19 protein-coding genes and 2 tRNA genes are annotated in these 20,859 nt (G+C 69.8%); 14 read left to right on the top strand and 7 right to left on the bottom strand.

Annotated elements, in window-relative coordinates:
* Window positions 1-30 precede the first annotated feature (30 nt).
* The 7 genes from QPJ90_RS17450 (at window position 31) to QPJ90_RS17420 (ending at window position 9,256) form a co-directional block, all read left to right on the top strand.
* Window positions 31-1,320, top strand: a complete 1,290-nt coding sequence (locus tag QPJ90_RS17450; RefSeq protein ID WP_290132388.1) for a sugar ABC transporter substrate-binding protein — start codon at window positions 31-33, stop codon at window positions 1,318-1,320.
* A complete protein-coding gene (locus QPJ90_RS17445; protein WP_290132387.1) occupies window positions 1,320-2,192 on the top strand; it encodes a sugar ABC transporter permease in 873 nt (290 codons plus the stop codon). Before QPJ90_RS17450 ends, QPJ90_RS17445 begins: the two co-directional genes overlap by 1 nt.
* Complete coding sequence (locus QPJ90_RS17440) at window positions 2,189-3,166, top strand: carbohydrate ABC transporter permease (RefSeq protein ID WP_290132386.1); 978 nt, start codon at window positions 2,189-2,191, stop codon at window positions 3,164-3,166. Before QPJ90_RS17445 ends, QPJ90_RS17440 begins: the two co-directional genes overlap by 4 nt.
* Window positions 3,166-4,548 carry a cellulase family glycosylhydrolase gene (locus tag QPJ90_RS17435; protein WP_290132385.1) on the top strand — a complete coding sequence of 461 codons (1,383 nt, stop codon included), beginning with the start codon at window positions 3,166-3,168 and terminating at the stop codon, window positions 4,546-4,548. The genes QPJ90_RS17440 and QPJ90_RS17435 overlap by 1 nt, the downstream gene beginning before the upstream one ends.
* A gap of 117 nt (window positions 4,549-4,665) precedes the next feature.
* Window positions 4,666-7,689, top strand: a complete 3,024-nt coding sequence (locus QPJ90_RS17430; RefSeq protein ID WP_290132384.1) for a glycoside hydrolase family 38 C-terminal domain-containing protein — start codon at window positions 4,666-4,668, stop codon at window positions 7,687-7,689.
* 106 nt (window positions 7,690-7,795) lie between these two features.
* Window positions 7,796-8,755, top strand: a complete 960-nt coding sequence (locus tag QPJ90_RS17425; protein WP_290132383.1) for an endo-beta-N-acetylglucosaminidase H — start codon at window positions 7,796-7,798, stop codon at window positions 8,753-8,755.
* Between the two features lie 210 nt (window positions 8,756-8,965).
* Window positions 8,966-9,256, top strand: coding sequence for a DUF1905 domain-containing protein (locus QPJ90_RS17420; RefSeq protein WP_290132382.1), 291 nt, complete (start codon window positions 8,966-8,968; stop codon window positions 9,254-9,256).
* A 30-nt stretch (window positions 9,257-9,286) separates the two neighbouring features.
* Here QPJ90_RS17420 and QPJ90_RS17415 read toward each other — a convergent pair whose 3' ends face one another.
* The 3 genes from QPJ90_RS17415 to QPJ90_RS17405 form a co-directional block, all read right to left on the bottom strand.
* Window positions 9,287-9,523 (bottom strand): hypothetical protein, encoded by a 237-nt coding sequence (locus tag QPJ90_RS17415; RefSeq protein WP_290132381.1) that lies wholly within the window; start codon window positions 9,521-9,523, stop codon window positions 9,287-9,289.
* Entirely contained in the window at window positions 9,520-10,122 is a 603-nt protein-coding gene (locus QPJ90_RS17410; protein ID WP_290132380.1) for a helix-turn-helix domain-containing protein, read from the bottom strand. The genes QPJ90_RS17415 and QPJ90_RS17410 overlap by 4 nt, the downstream gene beginning before the upstream one ends.
* A 350-nt stretch (window positions 10,123-10,472) precedes the next feature.
* Window positions 10,473-10,546: transfer RNA gene (locus QPJ90_RS17405), tRNA-Gly, on the bottom strand.
* Between the two features lie 54 nt (window positions 10,547-10,600).
* Here QPJ90_RS17405 and QPJ90_RS17400 point away from each other — a divergent pair.
* From QPJ90_RS17400 to QPJ90_RS17380, 5 genes are all read left to right on the top strand, one after another.
* Window positions 10,601-10,876 (top strand): hypothetical protein, encoded by a 276-nt coding sequence (locus QPJ90_RS17400; protein WP_290132379.1) that lies wholly within the window; start codon window positions 10,601-10,603, stop codon window positions 10,874-10,876.
* Between the two features lie 138 nt (window positions 10,877-11,014).
* Window positions 11,015-11,091 (top strand) — tRNA-Pro (locus QPJ90_RS17395).
* A gap of 36 nt (window positions 11,092-11,127) precedes the next feature.
* Entirely contained in the window at window positions 11,128-12,435 is a 1,308-nt protein-coding gene (tig, locus tag QPJ90_RS17390; protein ID WP_290132378.1) for a trigger factor, read from the top strand.
* Window positions 12,436-12,592: 157 nt separating this feature from the next.
* Window positions 12,593-13,219, top strand: coding sequence for an ATP-dependent Clp protease proteolytic subunit (locus QPJ90_RS17385; protein WP_290132377.1), 627 nt, complete (start codon window positions 12,593-12,595; stop codon window positions 13,217-13,219).
* A 26-nt stretch (window positions 13,220-13,245) separates the two neighbouring features.
* Window positions 13,246-13,905, top strand: coding sequence for an ATP-dependent Clp protease proteolytic subunit (locus tag QPJ90_RS17380; RefSeq protein ID WP_290132376.1), 660 nt, complete (start codon window positions 13,246-13,248; stop codon window positions 13,903-13,905).
* A 93-nt stretch (window positions 13,906-13,998) separates the two neighbouring features.
* Here the strand turns inward: QPJ90_RS17380 and QPJ90_RS17375 are convergent, their stop codons facing one another.
* Together QPJ90_RS17375 and QPJ90_RS17370 are read right to left on the bottom strand one after the other, a co-directional pair.
* On the bottom strand, window positions 13,999-14,604 hold the full coding sequence (locus QPJ90_RS17375) for a copper resistance protein CopC (RefSeq protein WP_290132375.1): 606 nt from the start codon (window positions 14,602-14,604) through the stop codon (window positions 13,999-14,001).
* A 71-nt stretch (window positions 14,605-14,675) separates the two neighbouring features.
* Window positions 14,676-15,395: a YcnI family protein gene (locus QPJ90_RS17370; protein WP_290132374.1), complete on the bottom strand. Its 720-nt coding sequence runs from the start codon at window positions 15,393-15,395 to the stop codon at window positions 14,676-14,678.
* 218 nt (window positions 15,396-15,613) lie between these two features.
* Between QPJ90_RS17370 and clpX the strand changes: the two genes are divergently transcribed.
* Window positions 15,614-16,894 carry an ATP-dependent Clp protease ATP-binding subunit ClpX gene (gene clpX / locus QPJ90_RS17365; RefSeq protein WP_290132373.1) on the top strand — a complete coding sequence of 427 codons (1,281 nt, stop codon included), beginning with the start codon at window positions 15,614-15,616 and terminating at the stop codon, window positions 16,892-16,894.
* A gap of 140 nt (window positions 16,895-17,034) precedes the next feature.
* Here clpX and QPJ90_RS17360 read toward each other — a convergent pair whose 3' ends face one another.
* Both QPJ90_RS17360 and QPJ90_RS17355 read right to left on the bottom strand, forming a co-directional pair.
* Window positions 17,035-19,062, bottom strand: a complete 2,028-nt coding sequence (locus QPJ90_RS17360) for a M3 family metallopeptidase (protein ID WP_290132372.1) — start codon at window positions 19,060-19,062, stop codon at window positions 17,035-17,037.
* A gap of 119 nt (window positions 19,063-19,181) precedes the next feature.
* Window positions 19,182-19,766, bottom strand: a complete 585-nt coding sequence (locus QPJ90_RS17355; protein WP_290132371.1) for a TetR/AcrR family transcriptional regulator — start codon at window positions 19,764-19,766, stop codon at window positions 19,182-19,184.
* 120 nt (window positions 19,767-19,886) lie between these two features.
* Here QPJ90_RS17355 and QPJ90_RS17350 point away from each other — a divergent pair, with 120 nt between their 5' ends.
* Window positions 19,887-20,723, top strand: a complete 837-nt coding sequence (locus QPJ90_RS17350) for an alpha/beta hydrolase (protein WP_290132370.1) — start codon at window positions 19,887-19,889, stop codon at window positions 20,721-20,723.
* Window positions 20,724-20,859: the final 136 nt, after the last annotated feature.

The raw sequence follows: 20,859 nt of genomic DNA, 5'->3' as shown, positions 1-20,859 counted from the left end.
TTGAGCACGATGACGAAGGAGTCACATCCCATGAGGACCACGACACGCAAGCGGGGCGGCGCCGTCGCCCTGCTCGCCACGGCTGCAGCGGCAGCACTCGCCCTGACCGGTTGCTCGAGCGGCGGCGGCGCGGCCACCGGCAGCAGCGGGAAGATCGATGGCACGATCACGCTCCAGACCTGGGCGCTGACGCCGACCTACACGGACTACCTCAACGGGGTCATCAAGGGCTTCGAGAAGGAGCACCCCGACGCGAAGGTCAAGCTGCAGGACCAGCCCGGCGACGGCTACGCGGACAAGGTGCTCAGCCAGGCGTCCTCGAACACGCTGCCGGACGTCATCAACCTGCCGCCGGACATCGCCCTGCCGCTCGCCAAGCGCGGGTTCCTGCAGGACGTGTCGAAGGACGACAGCAAGCTCGCGAGCACCTACGTCTCCGGTGCGCTCGACTCGTACGAGTACAAGGGGCTCGACGGCACGTACGGCTACCCCTGGTACCTCAACACCGACGTCGACTACTGGAACACGACGATGTTCGACAAGTGCGGCCTCGACGCGGACAACCCGCCGAAGACCACCGACGACCTCTTCACGCAGGCGAAGACGATGCACGAGAAGTGCCCCGACGACTACCTGATGAGCCGCAAGCCCGGCCTCGGTGACTTCACCCTCGCCGGCGTCAAGGTCCTCAACAGCGACGGCACGAAGTTCACCTTCGCCGACTCGTCGAAGGCCGCCGACCTCATCGGCCGCTACAAGACCGCGTACCAGGACGGCTACATGCCCTCGAACGTCCTGAACAGCGACTACCTGGGCAACTCGACGCTGTTCACCCAGCAGAAGGTCGCCTGGACCACCGGCGGCGCGACGGCCCTGTCCGACATGGTCAAGAACAACCCGTCGCTCAAGGGCAACGTCACGGTGAGCCCCGCGCTCGACACCCCGCCGCTCTACGTGCAGGGCCTGTCCGTGTCGTCGAAGTCGAAGCACCTCGCCACGGCCGAGGCGTTCGCGCAGTACATGACGAACGCGAAGAACCAGGAGGCGTTCGCGCACCTGGTGAACATCTTCCCCTCGACCACGTCGTCGCAGTCCGACCCGTACTTCTCGAAGGACGACGGCACCGTGAACGGCAAGGCGCGCGTCCTCGCGAACGAGGCGCTCAAGCAGGCGAAGGTGCTCAACCCGGTCGAGGCGAACTCCGCGATGACGGACTTCCTCGACCAGCAGATCGCCCTCGCCATGAAGGGCCAGGTCTCGCCGGAGAAGGCCCTCCAGACGGCGCAGACCAAGATGAACACCCTCCTGGCCAACGGCTGATGCGCGCCAACCGCTGGTTCACGCCCTGGCTGCTCGTCCTGCCGGCACTCGTCTGGCTGCTCGCGTTCAGCCTCTGGCCGTCGATCAACACCGTCCGGCTGTCGTTCACCAACGCCAGCCCCCTCGGGGGCGTGAGCCAGTGGGTGGGTCTCGCGAACTTCAGGACCCTGCTCGGCGATCCGCAGGTGTGGGAGGCGCTCCTCAACAGCGTCATCTACATGGCGGTCTGCCTGCCGCTGCTGACCGTGCTGCCGCTGCTCATCGCGGTGCTCGTGCAGCAGAAGCTCCCCGGCATCGCGTTCTTCCGCACGGCGTACTACACGCCCGTGATCGCCTCCGCGGTCGTCGTCGGCCTCATCTGGACCTGGATCCTCGACGACCGCGGGGTCATCAACGAGATCGTGAAGGCCCTCGGAGGCGCGGGCATCCCGTTCCTCACCGACCGGTGGCTGCTGCTCATCAGCGCGATCAGCCTGACGGTCTGGAAGGGCCTCGGCTACTACATGATCATCTTCCTCGCGGCCCTCGGGAACGTCGGCAAGGACCTGCACGAGGCCGCGGCGCTCGACGGCGCCGGTGCCGTGCGGCGGTTCTGGTCGGTCACGATGCCCGGGGTCCGCGGGACGATGACGCTCGTCGGCATCCTGGTGTGCGTCAGCGCGCTCCGGGTGTTCAGCGAGCTCTACATCCTCACCAACGGCACGGGTGGGCCCGGCGGGCAGGACAACTCGCTCGTCATGCTCATCCAGCAGTACGCCCGCGGGTTCACCGGCAACCTCGGCTACGCGTCCGCCCTGAGCCTCCTGCTCTTCGTCGTGACGCTCATCCCGATGCTCGCCCTCGCCCGCATGAACAGCAAGGCCGACAAGTGACGAACACGACCAACACGACCGAGCCGGTCATCGGAGGCGCCGCCGGCGTGGCGGCCCCCGCGCCGGACGTGACCGGCGCGACGGAACCGGACCGCGCCTCCAGGCCGGACGGACGCGATGGACGGCGCCGCCGCCGCCAGGTGTGGGGCGTCATGTCCACCCGCGAGAAGGTGGTCCGCTACGTCCTGCTGATCGTCGTCCTCTTCATCACGATCGGCCCGTTCCTCTGGCAGCTCTCGACCTCGCTCAAGGGCGCCGGCGAGGACATCTACACCGCGAACCCGTCGTTCATCCCGACCGAGCCGACCATCGAGAACTACCTCAAGGTGGCGGCCGCGATCCCGGTCTGGCGGTACATCGGCAACTCGCTGCTCGTCGCCGCGATCGACGTGTTCGGCAACATCGTGTTCGCGACGCTCGCCGGCTTCGCCCTCGCTCGCCTGCAGTGGCGCTTCCGGAAGGCCGTCCTCGGGCTCTTCCTCGCCACCCTCGTGCTGCCGGGCGAGGCCACGATCATCAGCCAGTTCGTCACCGTGAAGGACCTCGGCCTCGCCGACAACCTCGTCGGTGTCGCGCTGCCCGGCATGATCGCGGCGCTCAACGTGCTGCTCATGTTCAACGCGTTCCGGCAGATCCCCGAGGAGATCGACCAGGCCGCGGTGATGGATGGTGCGAACGCGATGCAGCGCCTGCGGTACATCTCGCTGCCCGCCGTGCAGGGCACCATCGCCGTGATCGCGATCTTCTCGTTCATCGGGGCGTGGGACGACTTCCTCTGGCCGCTCATCGTGCTGCAGTCGCCGCAGAACCTGACGCTCACGGTCGGTCTGCAGTACCTCCAGGGCACGTTCGCCACCGACCAGCGCATGATCGCGGCCGGCACGATGATCGCGTTCATCCCGATCGCGGTGATCTTCGCGGTGCTGCAGCGCTTCTTCTTCAAGGGCGTCGAAGAGGGCGGGGTGAAGGGCTGATGCGCTTCGGCGTCAACTACACACCGGCCGTCGGCTGGTTCCACTCCTGGCTCGACTTCTCGCCGTCGGACACCGCGCGCGACCTCGAGGCGATCGCGTCACTCGGCGCGGACCACGTGCGGATCTTCCCGCTCTGGCCGGTCGTGCAGCCGAACCGGACGCTCATCCGGGCCTCGGCGCTGCGCGACGTCGCGACCGTCGTCGACATCGCGGGGTCGTTCGGCCTCGACGTGAACGTCGACGCGTTGCAGGGCCACCTGTCGAGCTTCGACTTCGTGCCGTCCTGGCTCGACAGCTGGCACCGACGGAACATGTTCACCGACCCGGACGTCGTCGCATCGACCGCCGCGTACGTCGAGGCGCTCGCCGCAGCGGTCGCGGACCAGCCGAACCTGCTCGGCATCTCGATCGGCAACGAGGTCAACCAGTTCGCGCACGCCCCGCACCCGGCCCCGCACGACACCACGGCGGAGCAGGGGCACGCCTGGGCCGCGGCGATGGTCGCGGCTGCGCGTTCCGGGCTCGCGTCCGGTGCGTCCGGCGCGTCCGGTGCGTCCGGCCTGGAGGCGCGGCTCGGCTCCGACCCGTCGGCCTCCGCCCTCGCCGGGTCGCGTCCGGGTCCGCTGGTCACCGTCGCGCAGTACGACGCGGCCTGGTACGACGACGCACAGCCCTTCGGCCCGGAGCACGCGGCGGACCACGGCGACGCCACGGTCACGCACTCGTGGGTGTTCAACGGGACGGCGGCGCTGCACGGCCCGCTCGGCGCCGGGTCGGTCCGGCACGGGGAGTACCTGCTGCAGCTCGCGGCGGCCTGGAACCGGGAGCCCCGTCGGCCGAACTGGTTGCAGGAGGTCGGCGCGCCGACGAACGTCGTCCCACCCGCGGACGCCGCGGCGTTCACGGAGCAGACGATCCGCCACGTCGCCGGCGCGCAGGACGTCCTCGGCGTCACGTGGTGGTGCTCGCACGACGTCTCCCGGTCGCTCGCGGACTTCCCCGAGCTCGAGTACGACCTCGGCCTGTTCACCAACGACGGCGCGCTCAAGCCGGCGGGGGAGGCCTTCGCCGCCCTCGCCCGCAAGGGGATCGCCGCACCGGTGGCACCGCCGTCGACCGCGCTCGTCCTCGACGACGTGCTGGCCGACGGGTCGCCCCGCTACGGCACCCGAGCCGACTGCGCGCCCGGTGGCCGGTTCGCCGCCGCGTGGCTCGCACTCGCCGAGTCGTCGGAGGACGGCCGTGGGCCGCAGGTGGTCCTGCGTTCCCGACTCGCCGACGAGACGCTCCGCACCGCACGGGGGGTCACGAGCATCGTGGAGGTGCCGACGGACCTCGACGGCACCGCACTGACCGTCGCGCACCCCGCGACCATGCCCTGACCCTCGGCTGCCCTGACCCTCGGCTGCCCTGACCCTCGGCAGCACTCACCACCGCCAGTCCCGACCATCCGCCCTGCTGCCGGCAGCGACGCCGGCCCTCCCTCCCGGAAGGACCCCATGCACGACGACATCCCCCTCACCACCGGACGCGCCCGACGGGTCCTCGACGAGCGCATCCTGCCCGCGGTGCACGCGACGGCGACGCCGCTCGACACCGCCTGGCACGAACTCCCGGGTGAGCCGATCCCGCCGGCGGCCGGGCTCGCGCTCGACTTCGAGCCGTACGAGGTCGGCACGACGTGGGGTGCTGCGTGGGGCACGACGTGGTTCCGGCTGACCGGGACCGTGCCGGCGGACTGGGCCGGACGGCGCGTCGAGGCCGTGATCGACCTCGGGTTCGACAAGAACATGCCGGGCTTCCAGTGCGAGGGGCTCGTGTACCTCGCCGACGGCACCCCGGTGAAGTCGATCAACCCGCGGAACCAGTGGGTGCTCATCGCCGAGGAAGCAGCGGGCGGTGAGACGGTCGAGCTCTTCGTCGAGGCCGCGTCGAACCCGGTCCTGCTCGACTACCACCCCTTCCTCGTCACGCACGAGGGCGACATCGAGACCTCGTCCCCGAAGCGCCTCTACACGTCGCGTCGGATGGACCTCGCGGTCTTCGAGTCCGACGTGCACGAGCTCGCGCTCGACCTCGAGGTGCTCCTCGAGCTCCAGGCGCAGCTGCCCGAGGGACCCCGGCGGATGCGGATCCTGCAGGCGCTGGACGACGCCCTCGACCGACTCGACCTGCAGCACATCGCGGAGACCGCCGCCGACGCCCGCGGTGCGCTCGCCGACGTCCTCGCCGCACCGGCCGACGCCTCGGCGCACACGATCTCGGCGGTCGGGCACGCCCACATCGACTCCGCCTGGCTGTGGCCGGTGCGCGAGACGATCCGGAAGGTCGCTCGCACCACCTCGACGATGACCGAGCTCATCGACCAGACCGACGACTTCCTCTACGGCATGTCGAGCGCGCAGCAGTACGCCTGGATCAAGGAGCACCGTCCCGAGGTGTACGCCCGGGTGCAGGCCGCGGTCGAGGCCGGCCGGTTCCTGCCGCTCGGCGGCATGTGGGTCGAGTCAGACACGGTGATGCCCACGGGCGAGAGCATCGTGCGGCAGTTCTCGCAGGGACAGCGGTTCTTCGAGCGGGAGTTCGGCATCCGACCGAAGGGCGTCTGGCTGCCGGACAGCTTCGGGTACTCGCCGGCGCTGCCGCAGCTCATGCGCCGCGCGGGCTTCGAGTGGTTCTTCACGCAGAAGATCTCGTGGAACCAGGTCAACAAGTTCCCGCACCACACGTTCCTCTGGGAGGGCATCGACGGGTCGCGGGTGTTCTCGCACTTCCCGTCGATGGACACGTACAACTCCCGGCTGTCCGGGGAAGAGGTGGCGAAGGCCTCACGGCAGTTCCGCGAGAACCGCCTCGCCACCGGGTCGATCGCACCCGTCGGCTGGGGTGACGGCGGTGGTGGCACGACCCGCGAGATGACCGGCACGGCCGCACGCCTCGCCGACCTCGAGGGCAGCGCCAAGGTCCGCTGGGAGCACCCGGACACGTTCTTCGACCGGGCGAAGGCCGAGCTGCCGAACCCGCCGGTGTGGGTGGGGGAGCTCTACCTCGAGCTGCACCGCGCGACGCTCACGAGCCAGCACCAGACGAAGCAGGGCAACCGCCGGAGCGAGCAGCTGCTGATCGAGGCGGAGCTGTGGGCGGCGACCGCGGCCGCACGCACCGACTTCGCGTACCCGTACGACGAGCTCGACGCCCTCTGGCAGCAGGTCCTCCTGCAGCAGTTCCACGACATCCTCCCGGGCACCTCGATCGCCTGGGTGCACCGCGAAGCGGTGGCGAAGTACGCCGAGACGGCCGCACGCCTCGAAGCGGTCATCGCCGACGCCCTGTCGGCACTGACGGGTGCCGGTGACGCGACCGTCGTCGTGAACCCCGCCCCGTTCCTCCAGGCCGGCGCACCCGCGCAGGGCGCCCTCCTGGCGACCGACGTGCCGGCGGCGACCCCGGTGTCGCTGACCGCACAGGACGGCGGGTACGTGCTGACGAACGACCTCGTCCGCGTGGTCGTCGACGCGCGTGGCCTCGTGACGAGCGCGGTCGACCTCACCACCGGACGCGAGGCGATCGCGCCCGGCCAGGTCGCGAACCTGCTGCAGCTGCACCAGGACTTCCCGAACATGTGGGACGCCTGGGACGTCGACCGGTACTACCGCAACCGGGTCGAGGACCTCGTCGCGGTCGAGACGATCGACGCATCGGTCGACGACCGCGGCGTCGCACGGGTCGTGGTGTCGCGCGCCTTCGGCGATTCGACCGTGACACAGGAGATCACGCTCGCGCCCGGGTCCCGCACGCTGGAGTTCGCGCAGGTGACGGACTGGCACGAGACCGAGAAGTTCCTCAAGGTCGCGTTCCCCCTCGACGTCCGCGCCGAGCACACCGTCGCCGAGACGCAGTTCGGCGCACAGAAGCGGGTGACGCACACGAACACCTCGTGGGAGGCCGCGAAGTTCGAGACCTCGATGCACCGGTACGTGCTCGTCGAGGAGCCGGGGTTCGGAGTGGCGCTCGTGAACGACTCGATCCACGGGTTCGACACCACGCGCGACGCGGTCGACGGCCACGTCACCACCACCGTCCGGCTCTCGCTGCTCCGGGCACCGCGGTTCCCCGACCCCGAGACCGACCAGGGCGAGCAGACCCACCGGTACGGCATCGTCATCGGGACCGACCAGCTCGGAGCCACGGAGGCCGGCGTCGTCATGAACGCGGGCGCACGGACCGTCAGGGGTGCGCACGGGTTCGAGCCGCTCGTGCAGGTGTCCGGCGACGTCGTCCTGTCGAGCGTCAAGCTCGCCGACGACCGTTCCGGTGACCTGATCGTGCGCGTGTACGAGCCGTCCGGCCGTCGCGGCACCGGCGGCATCGCGGTGGACGGCCCCTGGTCCGCTCCGGCCGAGGTCACGCTGCTCGAGGAGCCCGACGCGGCCCTGCCGGGTACGGCCTCGGTCAGCGTCGGCGTCGTCGCGTTCCCGGTCGACGCCTACGAGGTGCGCACCTTCCGGTACCCGCGCGCCTGAGACTCCGCCGCCGGGGCTTCGGGTGCCCCGGCGGCGGTCCCCGGTCGGCAGCCGCCGGCCCCCGGTCGGCATCCGCCGGTCGGTTCGTCACTCGAAGAGGAGTGTCATGAAGAAGTCCATGAAGTTCGGGATCGTGGCGGCCATCGCCGCGATGGTGGCGGCACCGCTCGTGCCCTCCGCCGCGTCGGCAGCGCCGTCGCCCACTGGTTCGTCACACGGCGTCGGCGCCCACCACGGCGTCGGGCACGGAGCACAGCCGCACTCGACGCCCACGAAGAGCGGGCCGACCAGCATCGCCTACGTCGAGGTGAACAACGACCAGCTGTCGAACGTCGGCCGGTACACCCTGGCGAACGGCGCGAACGCGTTCGACGTCGCGATCATCTTCGCCGCGAACATCAACTGGGACGGGTCGAAGGCCGTCCTGTACAACAACGAGAACGTCCAGCGCACCCTCGACGACGCCGCGACCCAGATCCGGCCGCTGCAGGCGAAGGGCATCAAGGTCTCGCTGTCGATCCTCGGCAACCACCAGGGCGCCGGCATCGCGAACTTCCCGACGCAGGCGGCTGCTGCCGACTTCGCGGCCCAGGTCTCGGCGACCGTGGCGAAGTACGGGCTCGACGGCGTGGACCTCGACGACGAGTACTCCGACTACGGGGTGAACGGCACCCCGCAGCCGAACCAGCAGTCGATCGGGTGGCTCATCAGCGCCCTCCGCGCCGACATGCCCGGCAAGCTCATCTCGTTCTACGACATCGGCCCGGCGTCCTCCGCCCTGGCCTCGTCGAGCTCGACGATCGGCTCGCAGCTCGACTACGCCTGGAACCCGTACTACGGCACCTACTCGGCGCCGTCGATCCCGGGGCTCGGCAAGGACCGCCTGTCCGCGGCCGCCGTCGACATCCAGAACACGTCGCAGTCCGCGGCCGTCTCGCTGGCACAACGGACGAAGGCAGACGGCTACGGCGTCTTCATGACGTACAACCTGCCGGACGGTGACGTCTCGCCCTACGTGTCGTCGTTGACGCAGGTGCTCTACGGGCAGGCCGCGTCGTACCAGTGACGCGCGCGTCGCTCCGGCGACTCGCCTCGTGCGCCCCGCGGCTCCGGCACCGGCCTGGAGGCGCGGGGCGCGCCCGTCCCGCCGCTCGCGTCGGACGGTGACTTCGCGTTCGGTCGTGGCCGATCCGGTGCGCGATCCTCGGGATCCGTGCACCGGAACGGCCATCTCCGGATCCGGAGACCGGCTCGCCCGACGTCGTACGATCGCCGCGTGGAGATCGAGTTCGACGGCGAGGTCATCGAGTGGCGCGGCCCGGCGCCGTTCTTCTACGCCGTCGTCCCGCCCGACGCCGCGGAGACGATCCACGAGCTCGCTCCGATGCTCACCTACGGCTGGGGTGTCATCCCCGCCCGGGTGACGATCGGCAGGGTGTCCTGGACGACCTCGCTGTTCCCGAAGGACGGCGGGTACCTCGTGCCGCTCCGGGCGGCGGAGCGTCGACAGGCGGGGGTCGAGCTCGGCGACCGCCCGCACGTCACGCTCACCTTCGGCGACGCCTGACCGCTGCAGGGGACGGCCGGTCGCGGCCGATCACCGGTAGCGGGTGACCTCGGCGAGTACGACGTCGGTGTTCGTGCTCGTCAGTGTCGGCGATCCGGTGCCGACAGCTCGTCGCAGTGCTCGCTCGCGATCGACGACGGCACGCACGGCCCGGAGCTCTGCGTGGCGGAGGCTCCAGCGGACGAGGGCGGTGCCGAGTCGGTTGGTGAGGATCTCGACGGGGGAGACGGGTGGAGTCGGGATGGTGCGGGGCTGGAACGTGGTCACGGTGTCGGCTCCTGCGGCTGGTCGTCGTCGATGATCGGGACGGTGCGGATCTGGGTGAAGACGCGACGGACGCCCTCGGGGAGGTCGGCGACGCGACCCCGGACGGCCCGGTACCGGTCGATGACGGCGTCGAACTCTTGCCACATCGCCTCGTACTCCTCGGGCGTCAACGCGACGTAGGTGACCGAGCCGGACGTCCCGCGCCACTCGGCGGGCACGGTCGACTGGTCGCGGGTCATCCAGTCGCGGACGAGGTCGTTCTCGGAGTCCATCACCGAGAGCCCCGCGAGCTGCGTCGCGGTCTGCTGCGCGGTCGACGGGAGGTCGGTGCCCGGTCCGCCGATGCTGAACCGGCCCTCGGTCCGCTGCCACCAGCGGTCACGGGCGGTCCCGCGGTCGGGGAGCTCGTGCACGAGACCGTGCTTCTCGAGCTGACGGAGGTGGTAGCTCGTCGAGCCGCTCGACTCGCCGAGCCGCTCGCCGAGGGTGGTCGCCGTCGACGGCCCGTACTGCGACAGGAGGTCGAGGAGGCGCGCTCGGAGCGGGTGCGCCAGGGCCTTGAGGGCGGCGACGTCGAGGATGCGGAGCTCGTCGGTCACGGGGCGAGCGTACACCGCAAAGAACTGTTTGCAAACACTTCTTTGCGAACGTTCCCTTGCGACCTCGCGGAGACGAACGAGCGAGCGCCGGCACGATGTGCCGGCGCTCTCGGATCGGAGGGGGCGACGGGAGTCGAGCATCGGCGCAGTGCCGGTTCGAGACGGGGTGCTCCGTAGTGGAGGGGATGACGGGAATCGAGCATCGGCGCAGTGCCGGTTCGAGACGGGGTGCTCCGTGGTGGAGGGGATGACGGGAATCGAGCATCGGCGCAGTGCCGGTTCGAGACGGGGTGCTCCGTAGTGGAGGGGATGACGGGGATCGAGCATCGGCGCAGTGCCGGTTGCGGAAGTGGAGGGGATGACGGGAATCGAACCCGCGTAGCCAGTTTGGAAGACTGGGGCTCTACCATTGAGCTACATCCCCGCGGCCGCGAACGAGTCGCAGCCCCATCATCGTAGCGGACGAACAGCGACCGACATGCCACCCCTCGTGACGCTCCCGCCGAGCGACCGTGATGCCCGTCGGATCCGGTGGTCGCGGGTCGTCTCGTACACCCTGGTGGTCCTCGCCGCGGTCGTGTTCTCGCTCCGCCCGGCGCTGTTCGGCGATCCCCAGGGCCAACCCGTCCACGCGCTCCTGCACGTCTGGCGCGTCGTCCTCGGCATCGTCCTGGTGCTCGCCGCGGCGGCCGTGCAGGTGCTCGTCGGCATCCGCTGGCGACGCGGGCTCCGACGCCGCGCCGAGGACGACTGATCCCTCCGCGGTTGCTCGCCGACCACCCCGGACCCACGACGCTCCACAGCTGCCGGGAACCGGGCACCCACGGACCGCTAGACTCATCGGGGTCGTCCGCGCCGTCAGGCGTGTCCGGCCACCCCTGGCCCAGTCAAACGGGGCGTAGCTCAGCTTGGTAGAGCGCCCGCTTTGGGAGCGGGAGGTCGCAGGTTCAAATCCTGTCGCCCCGACCAGGTCCACAAGAACGTCAACCAACAGGAGTACATCCCTTGGCCACCAGCACCGTCGACAAGCTGAGCGACACCCGCGTCAAGCTCACCGTGAACGTGACGCCGGAAGACCTCAAGCCGAGCATCGACCACGCGTACAAGCACATCGCCGAGCAGATCAACATCCCGGGCTTCCGCAAGGGCAAGGTCCCGCCGGCGATCGTCGACCAGCGTGTCGGCCGTGGCGAGGTCCTGAACCACGCCGTCGGCGACGCGATCGACAACTTCTACCGCCAGGCGGTGGAGGAGCAGGAGCTGCGCATCCTCGGCCGCGCCGAGGCCGACGTCGCCGAGCTCCCGAACGTGAAGGACTTCACGGGCGACCTCGTCCTCACGTTCGAGGTCGACGTCCGTCCGGAGTTCGACCTCCCGGACTACTCGAACTACGAGCTCACGGTCGACGCCGTGGACGTCACCGACGAGGAGATCGAGGAGGAGCTGCAGAACCTGCGCACCCGCTTCGGCACGCTCGTCACGGTCGACCGTCCGGCGACGAAGGGCGACTTCGCGCAGATCGACCTCACCGCCACGATCGGCGACGACGAGGTCGACTCGGCCACCGGCGTCTCCTACGAGCTCGGCTCGGGCGACCTGCTCGAGGGCATCGACGAGGCGCTCGAGTCCCTCACCGCCGGTGAGTCGACGACCTTCGAGTCGACGCTCGTCGGTGGCGACCGCGAGGGCGAGACCGCCCAGATCGCCGTGACCGTCACCGCAGTCAAGGAGCGCGAGCTCCCCGAGGCCGACGACGAGTTCGCGCAGATCGCGAGCCAGTTCGACACGATCGACGAGCTCAAGGCGGACCTCAAGGAGCAGATCGCGAAGTCGAAGACCTTCGGTCAGGGCGCCGCCGCCCGCGACAAGCTCGTCGAGAAGCTCATCGAGGACGTCAACATCCCGATCTCGGAGAAGCTCATCGAGGACGAGGTGCACCGTCACCTCGAGCAGGAGAACCGCCTCGAGGACGACGAGCACCGCAAGGAGGTCTCCGAGTCCAGCGAGAAGGCCTTCCGCTCGCAGATCCTCCTCGACGCGATCGCCGAGAAGGAAGAGATCCAGGTCTCGCAGGAGGAGCTCACGCAGTACCTCATCCAGGCCGCTGCGCAGTACGGCATGGAGCCGGCCGAGTTCATCCGCGTCATCGACCAGAACGGGCAGATCCCGGGCATGGTCGGCGAGGTGGCCCGCTCGAAGGCCGTCGCGACCGTCCTCTCCAAGGTGACCGTCAAGGACTCCAACGGCGGCGACGTCGACCTCTCCGCCTTCACGGCTGGTGTCGCGCAGACCCCGGCGGAGGACGCTGAGTAAGCGTCCCCACCCTCCGAACGGGAGGCGCGGTGCCAGCTGGCACCGCGCCTCCCGTCCGTTTCCGGGGCGGTGGAACCGCCCAGAGCGAACAGACGCGAAGTGGTGCGTTGCACCCGATAAGTTCGACATCAAGCGACAACTGAACGGGAGCTTTTCCATGGCCGAAGCGACACTGAACCCCAGTGTTTTTGACCGCCTTCTGAGAGACCGGATCGTGTGGCTCGGCTCCGAGGTCCGCGACGACAACTCGAACGAGATCGCAGCGAAGCTGCTGATGCTCGCGGCCGAGGACCCTGAGAAGGACATCTACCTCTACATCAACTCGCCCGGTGGCTCGATCACCGCCGGCATGGCGATCTACGACACGATGCAGTTCGTGCCGAACGACATCGTCACGGTGGGCATCGGCCTCGCGGCCTCGATGGGGCAGTTCCTGCTCTCGTCGGGCACCCCGGGCAAGCGCTACATCACCCCGAACGCGCGCGTGCTGCTGCACCAGCCGTCGGGTGGCTTCGGCGGCACCGCTGCCGACATCCAGACGCAGGCGAAGGTCATCCTCGACATGAAGCAGCGGATGGCCGAGCTCACGGCGGAGCAGACCGGCAAGTCGATCGAGCAGATCCTCAAGGACAACGACCGGGACAACTGGTTCACGGCGCAGGAGGCCCTCGAGTACGGCTTCGTCGACCACCTCCGGGCGTCCTCGAACGAGGTCGTGGGCGGCGGTGGCACCGTCGGTGACGGTGAGACCCCCACCTCGGCTGCCGAGCCCGAGTCCAACTGACCACCACCGAAGAAAAGGAAACGAGAATGCACCTCCCCATGCTCGGTGGCGCGCAGAACGTCCCGGCTCCGTCCGACCGCTACATCCTCCCGAGCTTCGAGGAGCGCACGGCCTACGGCTACAAGCGGCAGGACCCGTACGCGAAGCTCTTCGAGGACCGGATCGTGTTCCTCGGTGTCCAGGTCGACGACGCGTCGGCCGACGACGTCATGGCGCAGTTGCTCGTGCTCGAGTCGATGGACCCGGACCGCGACATCGTCATGTACATCAACTCGCCCGGTGGCTCGTTCACCGCGATGACGGCGATCTACGACACGATGCAGTACATCCGTCCGCAGATCCAGACGGTCTGCCTCGGTCAGGCTGCCTCGGCGGCGTCGGTGCTCCTCGCTGCCGGGACCCCCGGCAAACGACTGGCGCTCCCGAACGCCCGCGTGCTCATCCACCAGCCGGCGACCCAGCAGGGTGGCGGGCAGGCGTCCGACATCGAGATCCAGGCGGCGGAGATCCTCCGCATGCGCACCTGGCTCGAGGAGACGCTGTCGAAGCACTCGAACCGCACGCCGGAGCAGGTCAACAACGACATCGAGCGCGACAAGATCATGTCCGCGGAAGAGGCGTTGGAGTACGGCCTGATCGACCAGGTCCTGACCAGCCGCAAGAACCTGCCGGCGCTCGTCAAGTAGCGCTGCAGCACGAAGGCCCCGCACCGTCCGGTGCGGGGCCTTCGTGCGTTGCGGGCCGGCCGGGAGGCACGGTGCGGGTCCGGCGCGTCGGCGTCAGTCCTCGTCGGGTTCGTCGGGCGACGGCGCTGCCGGGCGTCGGCGGAGGAGCAGCAGCACCGCGACGACCGCGCCGACCAGGACGACCCCGCCCGCGCCGATGAACAGCGCGTCCGTGGTCGCCGAGTCGCCCGAGCCCGACGCGGTGCCGTTCGTCGGTGCCTCGGAGGACCCGCCGGACGCCGTCGCACACGTGGGTGGCTCGGACGCGCCCGACGCCGGGGAGAACCCAGACGGTGCCTTCCAGGTGAAGGTGTACTCGTCCGACACGGTGTGCCCGTCTGCGGAGACGATCTGCCACTCGACCGTGTACTTGCCCGAGGAGCCGAGCGCGGCCTTCGTGGTCATCGAGGGCCCGTCGACGTCGAGGCAGCCGTCCTCGTAGTACTTCCCGTCGGGACCGACGATCCGGTACGCGAACCCGGCGTTCGATCCGCCGATGTCGAGGAGCTTGTCGTTCGTCGTGATCTCGAACGCCTTCGGCAGGGACGTGAGCGTCCCGTCGACCTTCGGCGTCGAGGCGATCATGTAGTTGTGGGCGCTGGCAGGAGCCGCGAGACCGAGGACCGCACCGCCCGCGATCGTGAGGGCCGTGGCAGACACGGCCACGAGCCTCCCGGCCGCACGGAACCGACCGTGCGGTGCACGCGCAGCCGGTCGCTGGAGGCGAGTCGTCACTTGCCGGTCCGTCGGCGGGTCGAGGCGACCGCGACGACCAGGGCGGCCGCGCCGAGCACGAGTCCGCCGAGGCCGAGGAAGCGCCCGACGAGGTCCGGTCCGCTGGCCGTGCTCGACGTCTCGGAGGCGGCGGTCGAGGTCTCCACCGGGTCACCGTCGGCCTCGGTGGCGACGGCCTTGGTCAGGACGATCGACGGGGCGGGGTGCTCGGGCTCCGCCTTGCCGTCCTGCTGCTGCTGGTCCCACTCGGTGGAGCCCTTCTCGCAGGTCTGCGTGACGGGGATCTCGACGCGGTCGCCGGCCTTGCCGTCGGGCAGGGAGAACGACAGCGAGAACGTGTCGCGCTCGTCGGCGGGGAGCGGGGTCTTCGCCGCGTAGGTGACGCTGGTGACGCGCTGGCCGGCGTCCTCGGTGGACTCATCGTCCGCGGAGGCCGAGGGGCTGGTGTACGGCTCGGTGGTCTTCGTGATGGTCCAGTTCGGGTTGACGGTCGGGGTCACCTCGATGATGCTCTCCGGGACGTGGAACGTCAGCTTCGTCGTGGGGGAGCCGTCGCAGCCGTGCGGGACCGAGAACGTCGCGGTCGTGTAGGAGTCCGCCGCGGTGGAGGTGGCGGTGGCCTCGACGTGGGCGCTCGCGGCCGCGGCGGTGCCGAGGACGATCGCGGCGGTGACGCCGAGGGTTGCCGCACCGAGGACGGCGACGCGCTTGGGCATGGTGTTCCTTCCCGGACTTCTACAACTTGTAGAGAAGACTCGGACACGGTAGCAGGATCGAACGCCCTGGGCGAACGCGCATCGCGAAACCGGCCGGGCGTCGCGGTGGCTGTCGTCGGTTGCGGTTAGGCTCGGACACAGCCGGTGGATCAGCACCGGGAGGATCGTCAGGCGTCGGTTCCGACGGAGTCGTCGCACGGCCGAGGGAGGGCACGCACATGGCACGCATCGGAGAGAGCGCTGACCTGCTCAAGTGCTCCTTCTGCGGCAAGAGCCAGAAGCAGGTCCAGCAGCTCATCGCCGGCCCGGGCGTCTACATCTGCGACGAGTGCGTCGAGCTCTGCAACGAGATCATCGAGGAGCGCCTGGCCGAGGCCGGCGAGGACACCACGAGCGGCGACTTCGAGCTCCCCAAGCCCCGCGAGATCTTCGACTTCCTGCAGGAGTACGTGATCGGGCAGGACCCCGCCAAGCGTGCGCTGGCCGTCGCGGTCTACAACCACTACAAGCGCATCCGGGCGCAGGGGCAGATCACCGCCGCCGAGGACCGCGACGACATCGAGATCGCGAAGTCGAACATCCTGCTCATCGGCCCGACCGGCTGCGGCAAGACGTACCTCGCGCAGACGCTCGCGAAGCGGCTCAACGTGCCGTTCGCCGTCGCCGACGCCACGGCCCTGACCGAGGCCGGGTACGTCGGCGAGGACGTCGAGAACATCCTCCTCAAGCTCATCCAGGCCGCCGACTACGACGTCAAGCGCGCCGAGACCGGCATCATCTACATCGACGAGGTCGACAAGATCGCCCGGAAGGCCGAGAACCCGTCGATCACCCGTGACGTCTCGGGCGAGGGTGTGCAGCAGGCGCTGCTCAAGATCCTCGAGGGTACGACGGCCTCGGTCCCGCCGCAGGGCGGCCGGAAGCACCCGCACCAGGAGTTCATCCAGATTGACACGACGAACGTGCTGTTCATCGTGGCCGGGGCGTTCGCCGGGCTCGAGGACATCGTGTCCTCCCGGGTCGGCAAGCGCGGCATCGGGTTCGGTGCTCCGCTGCACAGCCCGCTCGACCAGCAGGACCTCTACGCGGACGTCCTGCCGGAAGACCTCCACAAGTTCGGACTCATCCCGGAGTTCATCGGTCGTCTGCCCGTCGTGACCACGGTGTCGCAGCTCGACCAGGCCGCGCTCATGCAGATCCTCACGGAGCCGAAGAACGCGCTCGTGAAGCAGTACCAGCGGATGTTCGAGATCGACGGCGTCGAGCTGGAGTTCGAGCGGGGCGCGCTCGAGGCGATCGCCGACCTCGCCGTGCTGCGCCAGACGGGTGCCCGCGGCCTCCGCGCCATCCTCGAAGAGGTGCTCGGCCCGGTGATGTTCGACGTCCCCTCGGACGACGACGTCGCACGCGTGGTGATCACCCGCGAGTCCGTGCTCGAGAACGCGGCGCCGACGATCGTGCCGCGGCCGCGCGCGAAGCGCATCGAGAAGTCCGCGTAGCGCACGGCCCGGGGGCGCCGCGTCGCGTCCCGTCGCGTAGAACCACGAAACCGACGTCGAACCGCCCCCGCAGGTGGGTTCGACGTCGGTTTCGTGGTTCGATCCGCTGGCGCCGACGCGGCGCGCCGCAGCGCCGCGCGCTACTCGAGCCCGCGGCGACGGAGCAGCGGCCCGACCTCGGCATCGCGCCCGCGGAAGTCGCGGTACGCCTCGAGCGGGTCCTTCGATCCGCCGACGCCGAGCAGCTTCTCCGCGAAGCGCGCGCCGGCCGAGCGTGAGAGCCCGCCGTTGTCGCGGAACCACTCCACGGTGTCGGCGTCGAGCACCTCGGACCAGATGTACCCGTAGTAGCCGGCGTCGTACCCGCCCGAGAACGTGTGCGCGAAGTACGTCGACGAGTAGCGCGGCGGGACGGCCTCGACGGCGATGCCCGCGTCCTGCAGCGCCTGACGCTCGAAGGCCTCGACGTCGGTGACCGCAGCGGCCGACGCAGCCGAGAGTCGGTGCCACGCCTGGTCGAGGAGTGCGGCGGCGAGGTACTCCGTCGTCGAGAACCCCTCGTTGAACCCCTCGGACTCGCTGAGCCCCAGGACGAGCTCGGGCGGCAGCGGCTCCCCGGTCTCGTGGTGCTTCGCGTAGTTCGCGAGGACCGACGGCCACGACACCCACATCTCGTTCACCTGCGACGGGAACTCGACGAAGTCGCGCTCGACGTTCGTGCCCGAGAACCGCGGGTACGTGGTGCGAGCGATGAGCCCGTGCAGCGCGTGCCCGAACTCGTGGAAGAGCGTCTCGACCTCGTCCTGGATGAGCAGGGTGGGGGAGCCGGCGGCGGGCTTCGCGACGTTGAGGTTGTTCACCACGACGGGCAGGGTGCCGAGCAGGTGGGACTGCTCCACGACCGGGTTCATCCACGCGCCGCCGCGCTTGCCGTCCCGCGTGTAGAGGTCGAGCAGGTAGAGCCCGACCTCGTCCCCGGACTCGTCACGGACCTCGAAGACCCGGACCTCGTCGTTGTAGCCGTGCAGGTACGGGCGCTCGGTGAACGTCAAGCCGTAGAGGGCGTTCGCGGCGTGGAAGACGCCGTCGTGCAGCACCCGGTCGGCTTCGAAGTACGGGCGGAGGGCCGAGCTGTCGGCGGCGAACTGCTGGCCGCGGAGGAGCTCGGTCGCGTACGCCCAGTCCCACGCCTCGACGTCGAACCCGACGACCTGGGACCGCACGGCCCGCTCGTCGTCCGCGTTGGCGGCGGCGGCCCCGACGAGCGAGGAGAGCAGCCCGTCGACGGCCTCTGGCGTCCCCGCGGTCTCGTCGGCAGTGACGACCGCCGCGTGGTTCGGGAAGCCGAGCAGCTCCGCGCGCTCGGCACGGAGCCGGACGATCCGCAGCAGGACGTCCCGGTTGTCGTGCTCGTTGCCGCGACGTCCGCGGGAGAGCGACGCCTCCATGATCCGCTGGCGCAGCCCTCGGTCGGCGAGCGACCCGAGCCACGGGTGCCCGGTGTAGAGCGGCAGCGTGATGAGCCAGCCGTCGAGCCCGCGGTCCGCTGCGGCTCCGGCGGCCGCGGACTTCGCGCCGTCGTCGAGCCCTGCGAGCTCGTCCTCGTCGGTGACGTGCACGGCGAGGTCGTTCGTGTCCTCGAGCAGGTTCCGCTCGAAGGTGGTGGTGAGCGTCGAGAGCTCCTGGTTGATCGCGGTGAGGCGCTCCTTGCCGGCTTCGTCGAGTCCCGCGCCGGCGAGGGTCATCTCGGTGTGCGTGCGCTCGACGAGGCGACGGTCCTCGTCCGTGAGGTCGTCCCGCGCGTCGAGCCCACCACGGACCGCGTCGATGCGGGCGTAGAGGCGGCCGTCGAGCGTGATCGCGTCACGGTGGGCGGCGAGGAGCGGCGAGACCTCGGCCTCGAGGTCGTGCAGCTCGGGCGTCGAGTCCGCCGAGGACAGCGTGAAGAACACGTGGCTCACGCGCGCGAGACGCTGCCCTGACCGTTCGAGGGCCACGAGGGTGTTCTCGAACGTCGGCTCGTCGGGGTCGGTGGCGATCGCCTCGACCTCGGCGCGCTGCTCGGCCATGCCGGCGTCGAAGGCCGGTCGGAAGTGCTCGAGCCGGACGTCGGTGAACGGCGGGAGGGCGTAGGGAAGGGTGCTCGGTTCGTCGAACGGGGTTGCCATGTCGCCACCCTACGGACTGCAGGCTGCGGTCGGGCGGGCGCTCGTGGCGTTGCGCCGGGTCGGACTGGAGGCGCGGGGCGGACCCGACCCGCGCCTCCAGTCCGTCGTCGGCCCGCGTCTCAGGCGCGTGTGGCCGCGTCGATCAGGACCGCGGCGGCCCGGCGTGCGTGGCCCGCGGGCGACGCGTCGCCCGCGATCGCCGCGGTGGTCTGGGCACCCTCGGCGAGCAGCGCGAGCTGCGCGGCGAGTTCGGCGGCCACCCCGCGGTCGGGCACCACATCGGCCGCGAGCTCGGCGACGGACCGTTGGAACGACTCCTTGTGCTCCCGGGCGATCCGCGCCACCGAAGGAGACGTCGCACCGAGCTCGCCGAACGCGTTGATGAAGCCGCAGCCCCGGAAGGTGTCGTCGCCGAACCACTGCTCGAGGAAGTCGTACATCGCGAGCAGCCGGTCACGCGGGGAGGACGCCGCGGCCACGGCCTCGGCGATCCCGTGTTCCCAGTAGTCGTGCCGACCGGCGAGGACGGCTGCGACGAGCTGGTCCTTGCCCGGGAACGCCGCGTAGAGCTTCTTGAGCGACACCCCGGCACGGCTGCGGATCTCGTCCATCCCGACCGACTGGATGCCGCGCGCGTAGAACAGCTCGTCGGCGACCGTGACGATGTGCGCCCTCGTGTCGGCCTCGACCGTGTTGGTGACCATGTCGTACCCCGTTCCCTGCGTGTTCACCGCCCCCGAGTTGCGCGGGGAACGATCGTTCTCTAGTGTAGGCGACATCGCGGAGAACGACCGTTCTCCATCCTTCAGGGAAGAGGCAGGACCATGGGCAGCATCACCGTCGGGACCGAGAACAGCGTCGACATCGCGCTCCACTACGAGGACAAGGGCACCGGGCAGCCGATCGTGCTGATCCACGGCTTCCCGCTCGACGGCAACTCGTGGGAGGGGCAGGTCCCGCCGCTCCTCGACGCCGGGTACCGCGTCGTCACCTACGACCGTCGTGGGTTCGGGCAGTCCTCGCAGCCCTCGACCGGCTACGACTACGACACCTTCGCCGACGACCTCCACGCGGTCCTCGAGACCCTCGACCTGCGCGACGTGATCCTCGTCGGCTTCTCGATGGGCACCGGCGAGATCGCCCGCTACATCGCCCGCCACGGAGAGGACCGGATCGCCAAGGTCGCCTTCCTCGCCTCGCTCGAGCCGTACCTCGCGATCACCGACGACAACCCGGACGGCGCCGGCCCGATGTCCTTCTTCGAGGGCATCGCCGCGGACGTCAAGAAGGACCGGTACGCGTACTTCACGAACTTCTACCAGGACTTCTTCAACCTGTCGGAGAACCTCGGCTCGCGGATCTCGGAGGAGCAGGTCCGCAACGCCTGGAACGTCGCCGCGGGTTCGGGTTCGATCGCCTCCGCCGCGGCACCGCTGACCTGGCCGACCGACTTCCGTCAGGACATCCCGAAGGTCACCGTCCCGGCGCTCATCGTGCACGGCACGTCGGACAACATCCTCCCGATCGACGCCACCGGCCGCCGCTTCACCAAGGCGCTGCCGCACGCCGAGTACGTCGAGATCGAGGGCGCGCCGCACGGCCTGCTCACGACGCACACCGCTGAGGTGAACGAGGTCCTGCTCGGCTGGCTCACGAAGTAGGGCGCACGGCGTCGACGGCGCACGGCGTCGACGGTCGGCGCACAACCGAAGTCACCCTGAACCACGGTTTCCCGCGGTTCGGGGTGACTTTGGTTGTGCGGACGTGGCGCGCGTGTGCGGACGCGTCCCCGGCGCG

The sequence above is a fragment of the Curtobacterium sp. 458 genome (genome assembly GCF_030406605.1).
GTDB lineage: Bacteria > Actinomycetota > Actinomycetes > Actinomycetales > Microbacteriaceae > Curtobacterium.
This window is presented reverse-complemented; position numbering and strand designations above follow the sequence as displayed.

Coding starts and splice junctions, on each gene's coding strand:
- QPJ90_RS17450 (WP_290132388.1), top strand. CDS start 31: ATGAGGACCACGACACGCAAGCGGGGCGGCGCCGTCGCCCTGCTCGCC.
- QPJ90_RS17445 (WP_290132387.1), top strand. CDS start 1,320: ATGCGCGCCAACCGCTGGTTCACGCCCTGGCTGCTCGTCCTGCCGGCA.
- QPJ90_RS17435 (WP_290132385.1), top strand. CDS start 3,166: ATGCGCTTCGGCGTCAACTACACACCGGCCGTCGGCTGGTTCCACTCC.
- QPJ90_RS17430 (WP_290132384.1), top strand. CDS start 4,666: ATGCACGACGACATCCCCCTCACCACCGGACGCGCCCGACGGGTCCTC.
- QPJ90_RS17425 (WP_290132383.1), top strand. CDS start 7,796: ATGAAGAAGTCCATGAAGTTCGGGATCGTGGCGGCCATCGCCGCGATG.
- QPJ90_RS17400 (WP_290132379.1), top strand. CDS start 10,601: ATGCCACCCCTCGTGACGCTCCCGCCGAGCGACCGTGATGCCCGTCGG.
- QPJ90_RS17385 (WP_290132377.1), top strand. CDS start 12,593: ATGGCCGAAGCGACACTGAACCCCAGTGTTTTTGACCGCCTTCTGAGA.
- QPJ90_RS17380 (WP_290132376.1), top strand. CDS start 13,246: ATGCACCTCCCCATGCTCGGTGGCGCGCAGAACGTCCCGGCTCCGTCC.
- QPJ90_RS17370 (WP_290132374.1), bottom strand. CDS start 15,395: ATGCCCAAGCGCGTCGCCGTCCTCGGTGCGGCAACCCTCGGCGTCACC.
- clpX (WP_290132373.1), top strand. CDS start 15,614: ATGGCACGCATCGGAGAGAGCGCTGACCTGCTCAAGTGCTCCTTCTGC.
- QPJ90_RS17360 (WP_290132372.1), bottom strand. CDS start 19,062: ATGGCAACCCCGTTCGACGAACCGAGCACCCTTCCCTACGCCCTCCCG.
- QPJ90_RS17355 (WP_290132371.1), bottom strand. CDS start 19,766: ATGGTCACCAACACGGTCGAGGCCGACACGAGGGCGCACATCGTCACG.
- QPJ90_RS17350 (WP_290132370.1), top strand. CDS start 19,887: ATGGGCAGCATCACCGTCGGGACCGAGAACAGCGTCGACATCGCGCTC.